At 62.1% G+C, this 13,860-nt stretch carries 12 protein-coding genes; 6 read left to right on the forward strand and 6 right to left on the reverse strand.

Annotated features, from left to right (window positions below; translation table 11 throughout):
• Positions 1 to 135 precede the first annotated feature (135 nt).
• Entirely contained in the window at positions 136 to 849 is a 714-nt protein-coding gene (locus ACP7C5_RS18200; protein ID WP_426265347.1) for a CPBP family intramembrane glutamic endopeptidase, read from the reverse strand.
• 114 nt (positions 850 to 963) lie between these two features.
• Positions 964 to 1,650, reverse strand: a complete 687-nt coding sequence (locus ACP7C5_RS18205) for a hypothetical protein (RefSeq protein ID WP_426265348.1) — start codon at positions 1,648 to 1,650, stop codon at positions 964 to 966.
• Between the two features lie 156 nt (positions 1,651 to 1,806).
• Between ACP7C5_RS18205 and ACP7C5_RS18210 the strand changes: the two genes are divergently transcribed.
• The 5 genes from ACP7C5_RS18210 (at position 1,807) to ACP7C5_RS18230 (ending at position 7,641) form a co-directional block, all read left to right on the forward strand.
• On the forward strand, positions 1,807 to 2,301 hold the full coding sequence (locus ACP7C5_RS18210; protein WP_426265349.1) for a TetR family transcriptional regulator: 495 nt from the start codon (positions 1,807 to 1,809) through the stop codon (positions 2,299 to 2,301).
• 1,147 nt (positions 2,302 to 3,448) lie between these two features.
• The gene (locus tag ACP7C5_RS18215) at positions 3,449 to 4,933 is read left to right on the forward strand and encodes a DUF4153 domain-containing protein (protein WP_426265350.1); all 1,485 of its coding nucleotides are present in this window, start codon (positions 3,449 to 3,451) and stop codon (positions 4,931 to 4,933) included.
• An 11-nt stretch (positions 4,934 to 4,944) separates the two neighbouring features.
• A complete protein-coding gene (locus ACP7C5_RS18220; protein ID WP_426265351.1) occupies positions 4,945 to 5,667 on the forward strand; it encodes a response regulator transcription factor in 723 nt (240 codons plus the stop codon).
• The gene (locus ACP7C5_RS18225) at positions 5,664 to 7,235 is read left to right on the forward strand and encodes a HAMP domain-containing sensor histidine kinase (RefSeq protein ID WP_426265352.1); all 1,572 of its coding nucleotides are present in this window, start codon (positions 5,664 to 5,666) and stop codon (positions 7,233 to 7,235) included. The genes ACP7C5_RS18220 and ACP7C5_RS18225 overlap by 4 nt, the downstream gene beginning before the upstream one ends.
• 10 nt (positions 7,236 to 7,245) lie before the next feature.
• Positions 7,246 to 7,641 (forward strand): DUF2809 domain-containing protein, encoded by a 396-nt coding sequence (locus ACP7C5_RS18230; protein WP_426265353.1) that lies wholly within the window; start codon positions 7,246 to 7,248, stop codon positions 7,639 to 7,641.
• 1,761 nt (positions 7,642 to 9,402) lie between these two features.
• On the opposite strand, the gene ACP7C5_RS18235 is transcribed toward ACP7C5_RS18230, so the two are convergent.
• Together ACP7C5_RS18235 and ACP7C5_RS18240 are read right to left on the reverse strand one after the other, a co-directional pair.
• A complete protein-coding gene (locus tag ACP7C5_RS18235; protein WP_426265354.1) occupies positions 9,403 to 9,588 on the reverse strand; it encodes a hypothetical protein in 186 nt (61 codons plus the stop codon).
• A gap of 21 nt (positions 9,589 to 9,609) precedes the next feature.
• Positions 9,610 to 10,446 (reverse strand): helix-turn-helix transcriptional regulator, encoded by an 837-nt coding sequence (locus tag ACP7C5_RS18240; RefSeq protein ID WP_426265355.1) that lies wholly within the window; start codon positions 10,444 to 10,446, stop codon positions 9,610 to 9,612.
• Between the two features lie 96 nt (positions 10,447 to 10,542).
• On the opposite strand from ACP7C5_RS18240, the gene ACP7C5_RS18245 reads away from it, so the two are divergent.
• Positions 10,543 to 11,445 (forward strand): SDR family oxidoreductase, encoded by a 903-nt coding sequence (locus ACP7C5_RS18245; protein ID WP_426265356.1) that lies wholly within the window; start codon positions 10,543 to 10,545, stop codon positions 11,443 to 11,445.
• 242 nt (positions 11,446 to 11,687) lie between these two features.
• Here the strand turns inward: ACP7C5_RS18245 and ACP7C5_RS18250 are convergent, their stop codons facing one another.
• Positions 11,688 to 12,326 carry a GNAT family N-acetyltransferase gene (locus ACP7C5_RS18250; protein WP_426265357.1) on the reverse strand — a complete coding sequence of 213 codons (639 nt, stop codon included), beginning with the start codon at positions 12,324 to 12,326 and terminating at the stop codon, positions 11,688 to 11,690.
• Positions 12,327 to 12,540: 214 nt separating this feature from the next.
• Positions 12,541 to 13,758, reverse strand: coding sequence for a DNA cytosine methyltransferase (locus tag ACP7C5_RS18255; protein WP_426265358.1), 1,218 nt, complete (start codon positions 13,756 to 13,758; stop codon positions 12,541 to 12,543).
• Positions 13,759 to 13,860 lie beyond the last annotated feature (102 nt).

A 13,860-nucleotide genomic window follows, 5' to 3' on the forward strand; every position in this document is an offset into this window, starting at 1 on the left:
CCCTCCGTCAGACGCCTCAAGGCAAAGGTGAAGGAGCAGGAACCGGTGCTATGGTCCGGGAACTTCGAGGACGGAGGCAGTCTCTGTGCTTGCTGAAAAGTGAGCATCTCCGACGCTCGATCACTGCGCCGGCTATCAGGTCGTGACATAGCCGAGGTAGATCGCTGTCATTGCGGACCCGTCGAGCAGCGCGTGTATGACAATTCCCGCCCAGAGGTTACGGCCAGCTATGAGCCAGGTCAGGCCGAGCGCCAGCCCGGTTGCGCCCGCAACGATCATCCCGCCGATACCTTGATAGAAGTGCAGCCCGCCGAAGATGACAGCCTGCACCGTGACAGCAGTCACGTACACCAGCACGCCTGAGCCGCTGCTACACAGCCGTTGCAATGCATAGGTCAGGAAGCCCCTAAACATCAGCTCTTCGCCGAACGCAGCGCTTCCCACCGTGACGGGGAGCACCCAGAATAGATAGTCTTCAAGGCTCCCCTCGATGGGCGCGAACATCGAATAGTTGGGGGTGGGCAGCCCGAACCGAGCAATGATCGCCTGCGCAATCTGGGCGAACACCATCACGATCAACAGACCTGCCGCAAGTGCGATCAGGAGGCGTCGCCGATTGGGCCTGCTCAGGCCGACATCCGACCAGCGAAGTGATCTTCTGCGCATCAGCCAATGCGCGATGGCGACAAGCGCCGCCACCCGGCCCAAAAACGCTAGCTTGACGAAAAATCCTCCGGCTACCGCTTGGCCGGGTGTCACCAACGGAAGGACGATGGCTGCGGCAATGAGGAAGATCGCCAGCTGTGCTCCGACTAAGCGCCTGGTTGCCGGTTCGCTGCTTGAAAGCATCTGGATTCCATTCGTTTATGCGTACTGCAGGTGATGGGCCGAACATCGCCGAGTAAATGGCGGCGATCGAAGGCTCGCATCCTGCAGCTGACGACCCGCTGCGCAGCTAGGGTTTTAGATTGCCCGGTGCGCCCGGATACGATCGGACCAGAGCATGATCGCCGCCGCCATCGACCAGATCGCCTCGAAAATGATGATCTCGGCGAGCACGAGCGGATCGATCGCACGGTCCATCGTACCGAGCATCCCCAGCGGGACAATGGCGAGCAGACCGCCACAGATTCCCGCCCACCGCTGCCATTCAGATGAGAGCGCAAGCGCGACAGACCAACTCAGCAGGGCCAGCGCCTGGAGCGCCAGTGCGATTGTGGTGAAAGCTTGAATCGCTGCCCAGGCGAAGGTCAAGGAGCCGGCAAGGCTGTTGGCGCACTGCGTCGCATCGCCGAAACAGCGCGATCCGAGCAACGGCGTGACAAAGCCATCGATCGTACCGGGGAGGAACATCAGAACCGTCGACAGGCCATAGAAGAGGACGCCGGCTCGCACCAACAGGCGCGACAGGCCAAGGCGCTCGGCAAAGCTGTAGAGCCCAAGCGCCTGGACAGCGACCAGGACAAGAATGAGGCCGTGGAAGATCCTGGTCTCGGACGCGATACGGCCAATGCCGGTTGCTAGAGCAGCGCTGCCCTGCGTATCACCAAGCCGCAGAACAGGGTGGTGCAGCACCATCACGACGGAAAGCATGGCTGGTATGAAGATCAACACTGCGGCTGCGCGGTCGGTAGAGAGGGTCTTGGTCATTGCGTTCCCCTTGCTATGGTTGGTCGTAGCGGGGTTGGTGGCGCAGGTGCCGGACTTCGGCAGGGGTTTGTCCGGAAGGTGAGTGGGTCGGCGGCAAGCATAGGACCTGCTGAGCGGGACCAGCATGATCCTCGTGTGCAACGCACCCGGGCAGCGTTGCGCACCGCATTCAACCGCCTGTTTATCGAACATGGCTACGGCCCGATCACGCCCGCCGCAATCGCGGCCGCCGCCGGCGTGGGACGCTCCACCTTCTACGATCATTATGCAGGGAAGGCGGCGCTCCTTCAGGATACCGTCACAGCCGTGCTTCGGCCGTTGGCCCAGGCGGCGGCTGGAAGCGAAGCGCCGCGCCTCTCGGAAACTCTACAGCACTTCTGGGACAATCGCGCGGTAGCTCGGCGGATGATGACGGGCAGGCCCGCCCTCATCATTCGTACGCGTCTTGCTAGTCTCATCGAAGAAGCGCTGCGGCTCGACGGCATCGCGGGCGAGATCCCTCTCGCTTTGATAGCAACCGGTTCGGCGGCCAGTGCACTCGCTATGATCGAAGCATGGCTCACTGGCCGGCACGCTTGCACTGCCGAAAAGCTTGCACATGCCCTCTCCGGGCAAGGTCGGCCGGCGGGGTCTGCTAGACGCTGTTCCTGACACTAGAGGTAGCGACGACGCCAGCACTCGCGCCAGTCCAGGCTTCGCAAACGGGTACTATTGGTGAGATCCTTATCTCAAACCAGCCAAGCCAAGCCAAGGCCGGCCATGATCCACATGCCCAGCGGTCAGCTTAACGAACCGTCTACGTCAGCTCCCAGCGAGATCAGTCATCCGCCAAGCTGCGTCCCATCGGCGGCTAAGTCCCAGTTCTCGCCGTTCCAGCGTTGCTGAAGGGCGATCACGCACAGCTGAATGAACGTCGGAAGTTGGGGAGGCGACTAGGCGCAGGGAATGGCGGGGATTGGGTCCTCCCTGCCGCAAACCGGCCGGTCGCGTAGCTTGTCCGCCTGGCTCTACGTGTACTTGTTCCCTTCCTACGCGACCAAGTGCCGCTGCGCGCCTATTGGGTCTCCGCTGCTGAGCCGTTCGACTGCGCCCGGGCACCTGTCGCCCCTAAGAAACAGTCTTTGCTGCGTTGCTTAAAAGAGGTCTATCGGTGGATGCCGAGTGGCGCTGAGCGCCGTCGATGCCTCGCGCCGATCAATCGAGCGCGCAACGCCCCCTGTGCTCGTTTAGAAAATAGGCCGAGGCATTGCAGCCCCGGCCTAGTCCCACCACCGCAAAATCAGTTGCCATCTTCTCGGTCGGCGAAGCTGGTATACATCATCTCGAGCTTGCAGCTAGTGGGTAGGCGGGGTTAGCCCCAAGGGACTAGGCGACTTCGCCCTCAACGGCGATCGCGTTGGCCCGCCAAGGCGAGCACGTAGCGCATGAACCCATGTCCGCTTTCCGGAGGCGGCAATCGCACCGTTAACGGCTGGAAGTGGGTCCTGACGGCCGCGGAGCGATCGGCAGGAGTCGACCAACTCAAGCCGTTCGCCTGCAAGCGCTCGGATAGCTGCTTCTGCCGGAACCTGCCATTCCGTTTCCACCAGACGGCCCGGCAGCAGTGCTCCCATGCTCGCTCTTTAAGCTCTCCGTTCGTTTCACCAAGAGCCGCTTTTGCGATATGTGACATCCTGCATCACATTCGGCGCCGTCTGCACCGATTTTGCACGTGCTCTCCATCAAAGCTCCTGAACCGCAGGATCTTCGATCCATTTGTACCGCGTAGATCACCCGCTCCCAGCGCAAGGAGCAGGTCGTGCGGTTCAGTTTTCTCCTCAAGGTCGCGATCGTGGTGGCGCTGGTCGTCCTGTTCGACCGCCTATTCACGTACGACTTCGCAGGTGCGCGGATCGGGTGTTTCGCGGCCGCATGGCTCGCCGCCGTCATTGTTGCACGCCGGGAAGTTCGGAAGAGTCCGCGCGCGTGGATCGCGTTGGGCGCTGCCGCGCTTTTCACCGTCTCGCTAGTCGATGATCCCGGCCTGCTGGCTTGGGTTCTGGTCTGGTGCTCGCTTTCTACCGCCGTTCTGCTGCCAAAGGTCGCCCGATTTGACGACGCGTGGCACTGGGGTGCACGGCTCGGACTTCATGCGGTAATGGGCGTGGCGAAGCCGGTGGGCGACCTTTCACGTATCGTGAGGCTGCGTGGCGAGACCGATCCGCGCGCTGTTGCTGCGACACTCGCGCTGCCAGTGCTAGGCGGCGCTCTGTTTCTGATCTTGTTCTCCGCCGCCAATCCGCTGATCGCACAGGCCTTCGCGGCCATTCGGCTGCCGTCGCTGTGGCAAATGCTGGTTTGGACGTTCGTTGCCTTCTGCGCATGGCCGAGTCTGCGCCCTCATGCCGCCGTCATGCGGCTGGCCGCGCGCGTGCCGGCCCCAGAGCCATCGCTTCCTGGCACCTCGCTCCCTTCGGTGCTCATGGCGCTCGCCTTGTTCAACCTGATCTTTGCAGTGCAAAATGCACTCGACGTTGCCTTTCTGTGGAGCGGCGGCGCGCTGCCCGCCGGGATGACGCAGACGGATTACGTGCATCGCGGTGCCTATCCGTTGATCGCGACGGCGCTGATCGCTGGCGCGATGGCGCTGGCGATGCTTCGCCCCGGTAGTGCAAGCGAGCGCAACCTCTGGGCGCGGCGGCTCGTCACCCTATGGGTCGCACAGAACCTTGTGCTCGTCGCATCGAGTGCGCTCCGCACAATCGACTATATCGAGACGTCGATGCTGACGACCTGGCGCATCGCGGCGCTGTTGTGGATGGGACTGGTAGCGCTCGGGCTGGTCCTGATCTGCTGGCGTATCCTGCGCGGCCGGAGCGCACGGTGGTTGATCAACTGGAACGCGTTCGCCGCGTCGCTCGTGCTTTCGATCTGCAGCTTCCTCGATCTCGGGGCGGCGGCGGCGGACTGGAACGTCCGTGCGGCCGCCCCGAATAAGGTTGATCTTTGCTATCTTAGCCAGCTCGGCGATAGCGGGTTACTACCGCTGATCGCGCTTGAACAGCAGCCGATGGATACGGTCACGCGCGACCGTGTGCGGTATATCCGCGACCGGGCACTTACCGATCTAATCGCACGGCAGGACAGCTCGACCAACTGGACGCCACGTGGTTCGCGTCGGCTTGCTAGAGCGCAAGCGATTCTCGGTGCCCGCCCCGCGCGACCGGTATCAATCGAGCGATCCGCTTGGCGCAATTGCGACGGCACCATCAGGCGACCGTCCGTCGCGCAAGCCCAGCCTTGACTGTGCGAGCAATGACCATGATCCAATGCCCCATGCCCCGTACAATTCTGATCGCCGATGACGACCCGCACATTCGGCAGCTTCTGGTTTTCGCGCTCGCAAAAGCTGGGCTCGATACGATCGAGGCGGAAGATGGCGAAACGACACTGGCGGCGGCAGAGGTGCATGCACCGGACCTGATCGTGCTCGACATCAACATGCCGCGGATGGACGGGATCGAGGTTTGCCGCCGTCTCCGCGCCCAGAACGACGTGCCTATTTTGTTCCTCTCCAGCCGCGATGACGAGATCGACCGGGTGCTCGGGATCGAGCTCGGCGCGGACGATTATGTTACCAAGCCCTTCTCCCCGCGCGAGGTCGTAGCGCGCGTGATGGCGATCTTGCGCCGCGTGGCGAGCCGCCCGCCAGCCGTTGCGGAAGCGGCGAAGTCCTTGCGGTACGGGCGCCTGACGCTCGATGCCGATGGCTGGCAGGCGAGCTGGTCGGGCCAGCCGGTGTCGCTGACCGTAACGGAGTTCGGCATCCTGCGCACGCTAGCCACCATGCCATCCAAGGTGTTCAGCCGCGACGCGATCATCGACCGCCTGCACGGTCCGGGCTTCGCGATCACTGACCGAACGATCGACAGCCATATCGGCAATTTACGTGGCAAGTTCGCGCGCCTTGGAGCGGAGGACCTGATCGAGACCCGCGCCGGCATCGGTTATCGCCTCGGCGCTTGCGGCGCGGGATGATCGAGCCGTTCAAGCGTGTAGTACGGCGCCACTGGCCGCGCCTGCGGTTGCGGACAATCCTGCTGCTCACGTTCGTGTTCGTGGCGACACTGCCGGGGTTCGGTGCACTGTTTTTGCGAGTCTATGAGAACAGTCTAGTCCGCCAGACCGAGGCCGAGCTGGTATCGCAAAGTGCCGCGCTCGCCGCCATCGCCGCTGCCGACTGGCCGGGGCCCGGGCCACAGGCAGCGAGCAACGACGCCAGCACCGAGGCAACGACCGTCGACCTGCGGATGAGTCAGATCCTGCCCGAACTTCCGGCGCCGCATCCCGTCCGTGAGCCAGAGGACGGGGCGACGATTGCATGGGCAAATCGCCTCGCGCCGATCCTGCGAGTGACAGCGCGTACGACCCTCTCGTCGATCCAGCTGCTGGATGCGAATGGCCGCATTCTCGTCGGCCATCAGGCCGGGTTCGTTTACCGGGACATGCCGGAGCTTCGCTCCGTGCGTGCAGGCCGTGCCGCCACCACGCTGCGCCGCAATGATACCTATCGGCGGCATTACGTGCTCGAATGGCTGAGCCGTGCGTCGGACCTCCGCATCCACCACGCCCGACCGGTGATCGTAGACGGACGCGTGATCGGCATCCTGCTGTTGTCGCGCTCGCCACGCGCGCTGTTTGCCGGCATTTATGCGGATCGCGGCAAGATCCTGTTCGGCGTGGCGTTGATCTTCGGGGCGTTGGTGGTGCTGAGCGGATTGCTTTCGCGCGGCATCGTCCGGCCGGTTGAAGCGCTCGGCGAAGCCACGCGTGCGGTCGCCAGTGGGCGGGGCGCGGTGCCGGACCCACCGACCACCGCGGCCGTCGAAATCCAGGCGCTGTACCGCGACTTCGGCCTTATGGCGGAGGCGATCGACCGCCGCTCGCGTTACCTGCGCGACTTCGCCCATGCGGTCAGTCACGAGTTCAAGACGCCGCTGGCGGGGATCGGCGGTGCCGTCGAACTGCTGCAGGACCATGCGGATATGGAACCTGCCGACCGCCAGCGCTTCCTTACCAATATCGGGGCGGATGCGGCGCGGCTTAACTTGCTGGTCAGTCGCCTGCTTGATCTTGCGCGCGCGGACATGGCGGAGGTGGTCGAGGGCGCCGCCGCCGACCTGGCCGAGATCATGCACTGCACGGTGGATGCCTACGACGGAGCCGCGTTCAGTGTCAGCGTGACCACGGCGCCCGACATGCCGAGTGTCGCCGTGCCGCGCGCCGTGCTCGAGACGACGCTGACTGGGCTCATAGAGAACAGCCGTCAGGCTGGGGCTTACGGCGTTTTGATCACTGCCTATGTTATCGACAATCGTGGAATCCTCACGTTGCGGGACGATGGCCCTGGCATTGCGATTGGCGATCGGGAGCGCATCTTCGAGCCCTTTTTCACTAGCCGCCGCGCCTCGGGCGGCACGGGGCTTGGACTGCCGATCATACGGTCCCTGCTTCAGGCACATAAGGGCACGATCGGGCTTGATCAGAGTGTCGGCGGGGCCGCCTTTCTGATTACGCTGCCGCTGTGCGTGCCGTTCGCAACCTAGCGCTGACCAAGTGAGCGACCGTCCCATACAGATCTCCTCGGCGCTCATCGCGGGAACGATCGCATCGGATCTCACCCTGCGGTTGGTCCACGTCGGGTTGCCATTCTTTTTGACGAAATACGGCGGATCGACCCTCTGGGCGTTCATGATCTACTTGATCACCTCGTCGCTGCGACCGCGCTGGAGCGTATATCAAAGCGCATTGGCATCGGGCATTCTCGCGTTGGCCGCCGAGGTTTTCAAACTCTATCACATGCCGGATCTTGATGCTTTTCGCCGGACCCTGTCCGGCGCTCTTCTGCTAGGGCGCGTGTTCTCGACATGGGACTTTATCGCCTATGCGTTGGGGATCGCTCTGGGCGTTTGCGCCGATCGTACCGTTCGACAGGCCAACCCTTCGCGCTGACCGATGCTAAACCCCGTTTCTCCATACGTCGTCGAGCGCCACGATGCCTCGGGGCGAACGGAGCCCTTTCTGGTATAAGGACGACGATCCACCGTTCTGATTGAATCGGTTGTCGCAGGCCGGCGACGAACAGCTGTCAGTCAGTAATCGGCCCATGCTTGCTCGTTACGGACCGTAATGCCGATAGCTCGGCGAATAACTGCTCCTGCCGAAAGGCGTCGTTCGACACAGGGCCTGCGAACGACAACTTCGTCCCAAATTTCGCCACTCCATCGACCCAATATGGCGAATGCGAGCCGATGAATGGATGTCCGGAGTCGGGCAGCGCAGCAAGGACGCTGAATGTCGCTTTTTGGGTCATTTGGGCATCGCCGGCTATGTTCGTATTGGCGGTACGCTCAGTGCTGGTCTCTGCCGCATCGGTTTGGATCTAAATCGACCTGCTTCGCCAGCAATCTCGCGGGCTCCAACCCGGCAGCACGCGACTGATTTCGATAGTGAACTGAACGAAGGCTATGCAGCATGACTGGACGAAAGTCACCTTCCTATAGGCATCACCTTCGGCTATCCCGAGCCATCAATGCAGGCGCTAAGCACTGATTTATAACGGCGAAGTTCGAAGCGCGCTGATAGGAAACCCTGCCAATGCTGGTCCCGTCATTTGCCCTACTCAGCGTCCCCGCGCCTTTGCCCTCGTCTATGACCTCTCGCACGGAGATCGTATCCTTCACACCCGACGCGATGTCCTGCGCCGACGGATCGGTCCAGTCGAGCGGTCTCGTTCGCCCTCTGTCGGTTGTATGGACGCGCTACGCCTCTTCCTCCGACGTTGCGCCTCCACCAACGTACGGGTTCTCGTTCGCAATCGATGCGCAAGGGCGCGTTCGCACAATCCGGCAGGATGTCAGATCGCCGTCGAACTACTATTTCGACGCGAGCGATCTCGCGCCCGCACTTGCTGTATCCCACTTCCCGGTTGGCGCGCCGCATGCAGCGTGCTCGGTCCGTTACAAAGCATCTTTCCGCCCGATTGAGACTGCCGCTATGTCGGACCTCTACGAGCTGGCTAGCCGACCAGAGCTTACGGGAGCGCCGGCAGGGCTCTTTGAGCGGGTCCGTCCCGCAGGATCAACCTGCCCAACCCAGCCTGGTCAGTACCGCCGGCTGAATCTGCCAGCGTTCGAAAAGCTGCCGTCTATCGTTGGTGGTTCGGCTTGGGTGTTCTATACCTTCGACGTTGATAAGAGCGGCAAGCCAAGTCGTGCTCGGGCTCTTGGCTCGTCCGGCGACAGGGCTCTCGATGCTGCAGGGCTCCACGCCTTGCTCGCGAACCGCTATGCACCAGGGCCGGCCTATCGCGGTTGCACCTACCACTTTTATAGAACCGATAGTTCCAATCACGAAGCCCCGGAGCTTCCTTCCGACGCACCGGCAGACATGGGCGACCAGCCTAGTTGTGCAGTCGATCCTAAATCGATTTCTGGATTGCTGAATGGGAGTGCATATCCAAAACCGTTCTCCCGACGCCATATCGAAGGTATCGCAGTAGTCGGTTACGATACGGCGCCATGGGGCGCAGTTGGAAATGTGAAGGTTCTGCTGTCGGAGCCGGACGAGACGTTCGGTAATGTAGCCCGCAACGGAATTTCGAACGCCCGCGTGACGGAGAATGACACAGGCCGCCGCGGCTGCATTCAGCGCATAAGGTTCAAGTTACCGCCAACGCGGATTGCCCGGTAATGTAACCCGGAAAGGTGCCCGTCACCGATAGCCGGCAGCCTGGAGTTCGAACAACTCGTCATAGCGGCCGCCGGCAGCGAGCAGATCACCATGAGTCCCGGATGCCTCCACGCCCACGAAGCTCGTAGCGTCGGTCTGAACGAATGGCGGAAGTTGGCGAGCTGAAAAATCGCCTGCGAACGTCGGATTCTGGGTCGAAACGATCAAGCCGAGATCGATCGATCTCGATCAGTCTCCGCGAGCGTCCAACACGACGCGCAGTCGTTCTGCATCCGCCAACGATGCGGGGTTGTAGATGATCATTCCGAGTTCGGGCCGCCCTTCGACGGCAAATGAAGAAAACTCCATGGCAAGTAGTCCGGCATCTGGGTGATGAATGCGTTTCACCCCCTCGGTGTGCGCGACCACGTCGTTGTCGCGCCACAGCGCCTCGAACTCGGGGCTGATGCGCGACAGTTCGGCGACCAGGTCCGCCGTCGCCGCGCTGTTGTTGGCACCCGCTCGCGCGACATCCGCGCGAAAGGCACCGACGACGTAGCGGGCAATGCCGTCCCAATCCTCGTTCCGGGCGCGGACACGGTCGCTGCCGAACATCAGGCGAAGGATGTTTCGACCTTCGCGCGGCAGTTTGGCATAGTCGGTCAGCAACAGCGCTGCGGCCCGGTTCCAGCCGACGACATCCCACATCGCGGTCTTGATGATCGCCGGGCTCAGCACCATTCCATCGAGCACGCGCTGAAGCCGGGGACTGATTCCATCGACCGGTTGGTAGCGCGCCTCGGGCAGACGACCGAGGCCGAGCATGTAGATATGCTCGCGTTCCGGCTCGGTGAGCATCAGGCCCTTGGCGATGCGGTCGAGCACGTCGGCCGATGGCGCGCCACCACGCCCCTGTTCCAGCCACGTGTACCATGTCGGGCTGATGTTGGCGCGGCTTGCCACTTCTTCGCGGCGTAGGCCCGGGGTACGCCGACGGCCGCCGCCGAACCCGAATGCCACCGGGTCGAGCCGGGTTCGACGATCGCGAAGATAGGTTCCGAGCGGGTTTGGCGCCTCACCGGCCATGATCGATCCTGTTACAAGCTATACCACGATAAGGTCACTACTTTAACACGGTCGAACGGGTCGCGATAGATCGCCTTGGTAACAAGGAGATGTCCCATGCGCGTGTTTCTAACCGGCGCGACCGGTTTTATCGGCTCGCACGTTATTCCCGAACTCCTCGCTCGAGGGCATCGGGTGCTTGGCCTCACTCGCTCCGACGCGGGTGCCCATCGCCTCGAAGCGGCCGGCGTCGAAGTCCATCGTGGCGATCTGGAACAACCCGAAACGCTCGCGAGTGGCGCTGCGGCCGCCGACGCGGTGATCCACTGCGCGTTCGACCACAATTTCACGACCTTCTTCGAGAATACCAGGAAGGACGAACGCAACATCGCCGCAATGGGTGAGGCGCTGGCGGGGACGCACAAGCCGATCCTGATCACCTCGGGCGTGGGCATCGGCACGCCGCTCAACGGCGGCCCGGCGACCGAGGACGTGCTCAACCCGCGCCACGCCAATCCGCGCATCGCGACCGAACTCGCGGGCGCGGCGCTGATCGCCCAGCGCATCGACGTACGCACGATCCGGCTGCCACAGGTGCACGACACCACCAAGGCCGGGTTGATCACGCCGCTGATCGCGGAGGCGCGCCGTGCCGGAGCGATGGTGTATGTCGGCGAGGGCATCACACGCTGGGCTGCAGCACACGTCAGCGACGTCGCCAAGCTCTACGTTCTGGCATTGGAGAAGGGCGAGCCGGGTGCCCGTTACAATGCGTCTGTGGAGGAAGGCGTGACAGCACGCGCCATCGCTGAAGCGATCGGAAAGGGAACTGGGTTGCCTGTCCGTTCGGTCACAGACAACGAAATCGAGCGATATTTCGGCTGGATGGCACCGTTCGCTGCGCTCGACATGATCGCATCGAGTGCCTGGACGCGCGCGCGTCTTGGATGGGAGCCGACGGGACCTGATCTGCTCACGGACCTCGCGGCGATGGACTTTTCGGCGCTCGCTGACGCTTGATAAACCACCCTCGCTCGCTCGCTGCCCAGAGCGCCGAGCGACGTTGGATGTCGTTTCCGGCTTGATAGGACTGCACATGCCGATCCGAGTGGTGACGCCTGTGAGCTACCGAAATGAACGGATGTCCGTTCTTGGGTCGTATGCGAACGGCCGTGAATGTCGCGTTCTGGGTCGAAGTCGCCGCAGGGTTGGTTGGCAGGACAGGTCGGAACCTGCGTGCGACAGAGCAGCAAGCGGCGTGGTTATCCATTTCGGCGAAAGTGACTTGCTCCAAACCATATGACGTCGTCGGCGATGGTCGTGCCTGCAGGAGACAACCTGACCAGGCCCATCGCCTCGTAGAAGCCGTACGCTGATGTGTTCCTAGGATCGACGCCAAGGTGAAATCCTGTGGAACCCATCGCTCCGGCTCGCTCATGCCAGGCGGTTAACAGCCTGCGACCGTGACCCTGGCCTTTAAGGCGCGGCAGAAGGTTGATGTGAAGATGGGAAGGGTAGTCATCTACGAGCCAATCGGGTGACTGGGGCGGATGATGCATGATCTGGATGACGCCAGCGTCGCCGGCCGAACGTCGATCTGAGCCGCTGACGGACGACAACGGATAACGATGTTGCAACGCTGGCCACCACAGTAGATCTAACAGAAGCTCAAATGTTCGGGTGTGCAGTGCGCCCACGCAGTATCCGGCAACTCCGTGCTGATCTTCGATAACCAACGCAAGTTCGGGCTCGAAGATGGCATAAGGAGCAGCGTAGACATCCCCGAGCAATTCAAGGTCGTGGAACTTGTGAGAGGCGTCAGAGCCGCTATCGCCGGTTGCGAGGGCGATGGCGTAGAGCGAGTCGAGGTCGGTCGACGCATAGCTGCGGATGATTGGCATGTGATGGGCGTAGCAGCTGTGTCGAGTTTTTCGAAACCAGCGCGTTAATCCCTCCGTGCGGCGGCGAACGTCGCCGGCCGAATATCAAAACTTCCACTGAGAGCGGCCGTTGCACCGGCATGAACAAGCGGCCGAAGTTGGGAAACCAAAAACAATCGCGAATAGCCGCAATTGGGTCAAAGCCAGCCGAGACCCGCTGGTGCGCATCGAATATTTACGCTGCCTTTGACGTTCGCAGCTGCGCCCGGCGCCCAAGCCCCGTGCCGGGATGATCATCATGATCGTCAATTAGTGCGAGATACGGCCGATCGACTGCCTGAACAAATTCGGGTGCGGGCATGTCGGGGCGAACTGGCGGCATGAGTCGTGGCGGCTTACCGTATCGCCGCCGCCCTAGCAGCTGCACCGCAATAGCGCGCGCCAGTACCTCGCCGAGCAAAGAGGGAACAGCGTTGCCGAGCATGCGCTGAATCTCGTTGCGGCTGGCGTCGAACACCAGCCCATCGGGGAAAGTCTGCAGCCGCGCTAGTTCGCGCGCGGAAAGCTTCCGGTTCGACCAATGGAAAGGACCAGTCGCGGATCCGGGTTGCGCCTGTATCGTCCAGGAAGGACGGTCCTTTGCGAGCTTGAGCAGGAAGTTCCAGTAACGGGTGCGCCAGCCGAACAGTGGCAGCCCCCCACCCCGCTTGGTGTGCCATAGATAGTTAGCACCCTCGGGAATTGTCGGCAGCAGCTTTGCCCATTTCCCACCCGCGACAAGCGCTTCGTCGTTGGGGAGATCTGGCAGGTCGCCGATCGCGTCCCAAGTCGTGCGATACGGCTGCTCATTGGGGAGCAACGCGCCCTGCTCGCCGTGCGTGGCATCTGGGAAGCGAAACTCCGTTCCGTCACGGCTGCCGACGATGAACACGCGTTCGCGTAGCTGGGGGACACCAAACGACGCGGCGTTTAACACCTTCCAGACTGGTTTATAGTTACTACCCGTGCGTTGATTGATTGCCGCAATCCCGCCGAGGATGCGGTTGAGCCCCTCATCCTTGCCGCGGTAAGCGAGCCCGGAGACATTTTCGAGTAGGAACGCTCTGGGCTGTGTCTCCTCCAGTACGCGCAAATAGGCCGACAACGTGTCTGCGCGTGCATCACCCAGCCGCTTCGCGTCACCTGTCACCCAATAGCCCGACTTGGAGAATGGCTGACACGGCGGTCCACCGATTAGTACGTCCACCCCCGCGATCTTAAGGCTAGCCGTCTCCAGCAATCGCTCCGTTGTGACCGCATGGATATCGTCCTCGATCACCGGCCAGTCGCGATTTGAGCGCAAAGCTTCACAGCAAGTCCGGTCAATTTCAATGGCGACCGCGGTATCGAACCCTGCAGCTTCGAACCCAAAGTCCAGGCCGCCGACACCGGTAAACAGGCTGATCGCTTTCATAAGCTCGATTCTTCTACAAATAACGCTAGGGTGCAACCGGCATATCCAACCCTATTGTATTGTCAATACAAGATGAAGATCCGGCTCCGTGAACAGATGGCG

This window comes from Sphingomonas sp. PWP1-2 (assembly GCF_049898305.1).
Taxonomy (GTDB): domain Bacteria; phylum Pseudomonadota; class Alphaproteobacteria; order Sphingomonadales; family Sphingomonadaceae; genus Sphingomonas; species Sphingomonas glacialis.

Bases quoted from the DNA above. Each gene is read 5' to 3' on its own strand.
- ACP7C5_RS18200 (WP_426265347.1), bottom strand. From the start codon at position 849: ATGCTTTCAAGCAGCGAACCGGCAACCAGGCGCTTAGTCGGAGCACAG.
- ACP7C5_RS18245 (WP_426265356.1), top strand. From the start codon at position 10,543: ATGCGCGTGTTTCTAACCGGCGCGACCGGTTTTATCGGCTCGCACGTT.
- ACP7C5_RS18220 (WP_426265351.1), top strand. From the start codon at position 4,945: ATGACCATGATCCAATGCCCCATGCCCCGTACAATTCTGATCGCCGAT.
- ACP7C5_RS18205 (WP_426265348.1), bottom strand. From the start codon at position 1,650: ATGACCAAGACCCTCTCTACCGACCGCGCAGCCGCAGTGTTGATCTTC.
- ACP7C5_RS18250 (WP_426265357.1), bottom strand. From the start codon at position 12,326: ATGCCAATCATCCGCAGCTATGCGTCGACCGACCTCGACTCGCTCTAC.
- ACP7C5_RS18255 (WP_426265358.1), bottom strand. From the start codon at position 13,758: ATGAAAGCGATCAGCCTGTTTACCGGTGTCGGCGGCCTGGACTTTGGG.
- ACP7C5_RS18225 (WP_426265352.1), top strand. From the start codon at position 5,664: ATGATCGAGCCGTTCAAGCGTGTAGTACGGCGCCACTGGCCGCGCCTG.
- ACP7C5_RS18240 (WP_426265355.1), bottom strand. From the start codon at position 10,446: ATGGCCGGTGAGGCGCCAAACCCGCTCGGAACCTATCTTCGCGATCGT.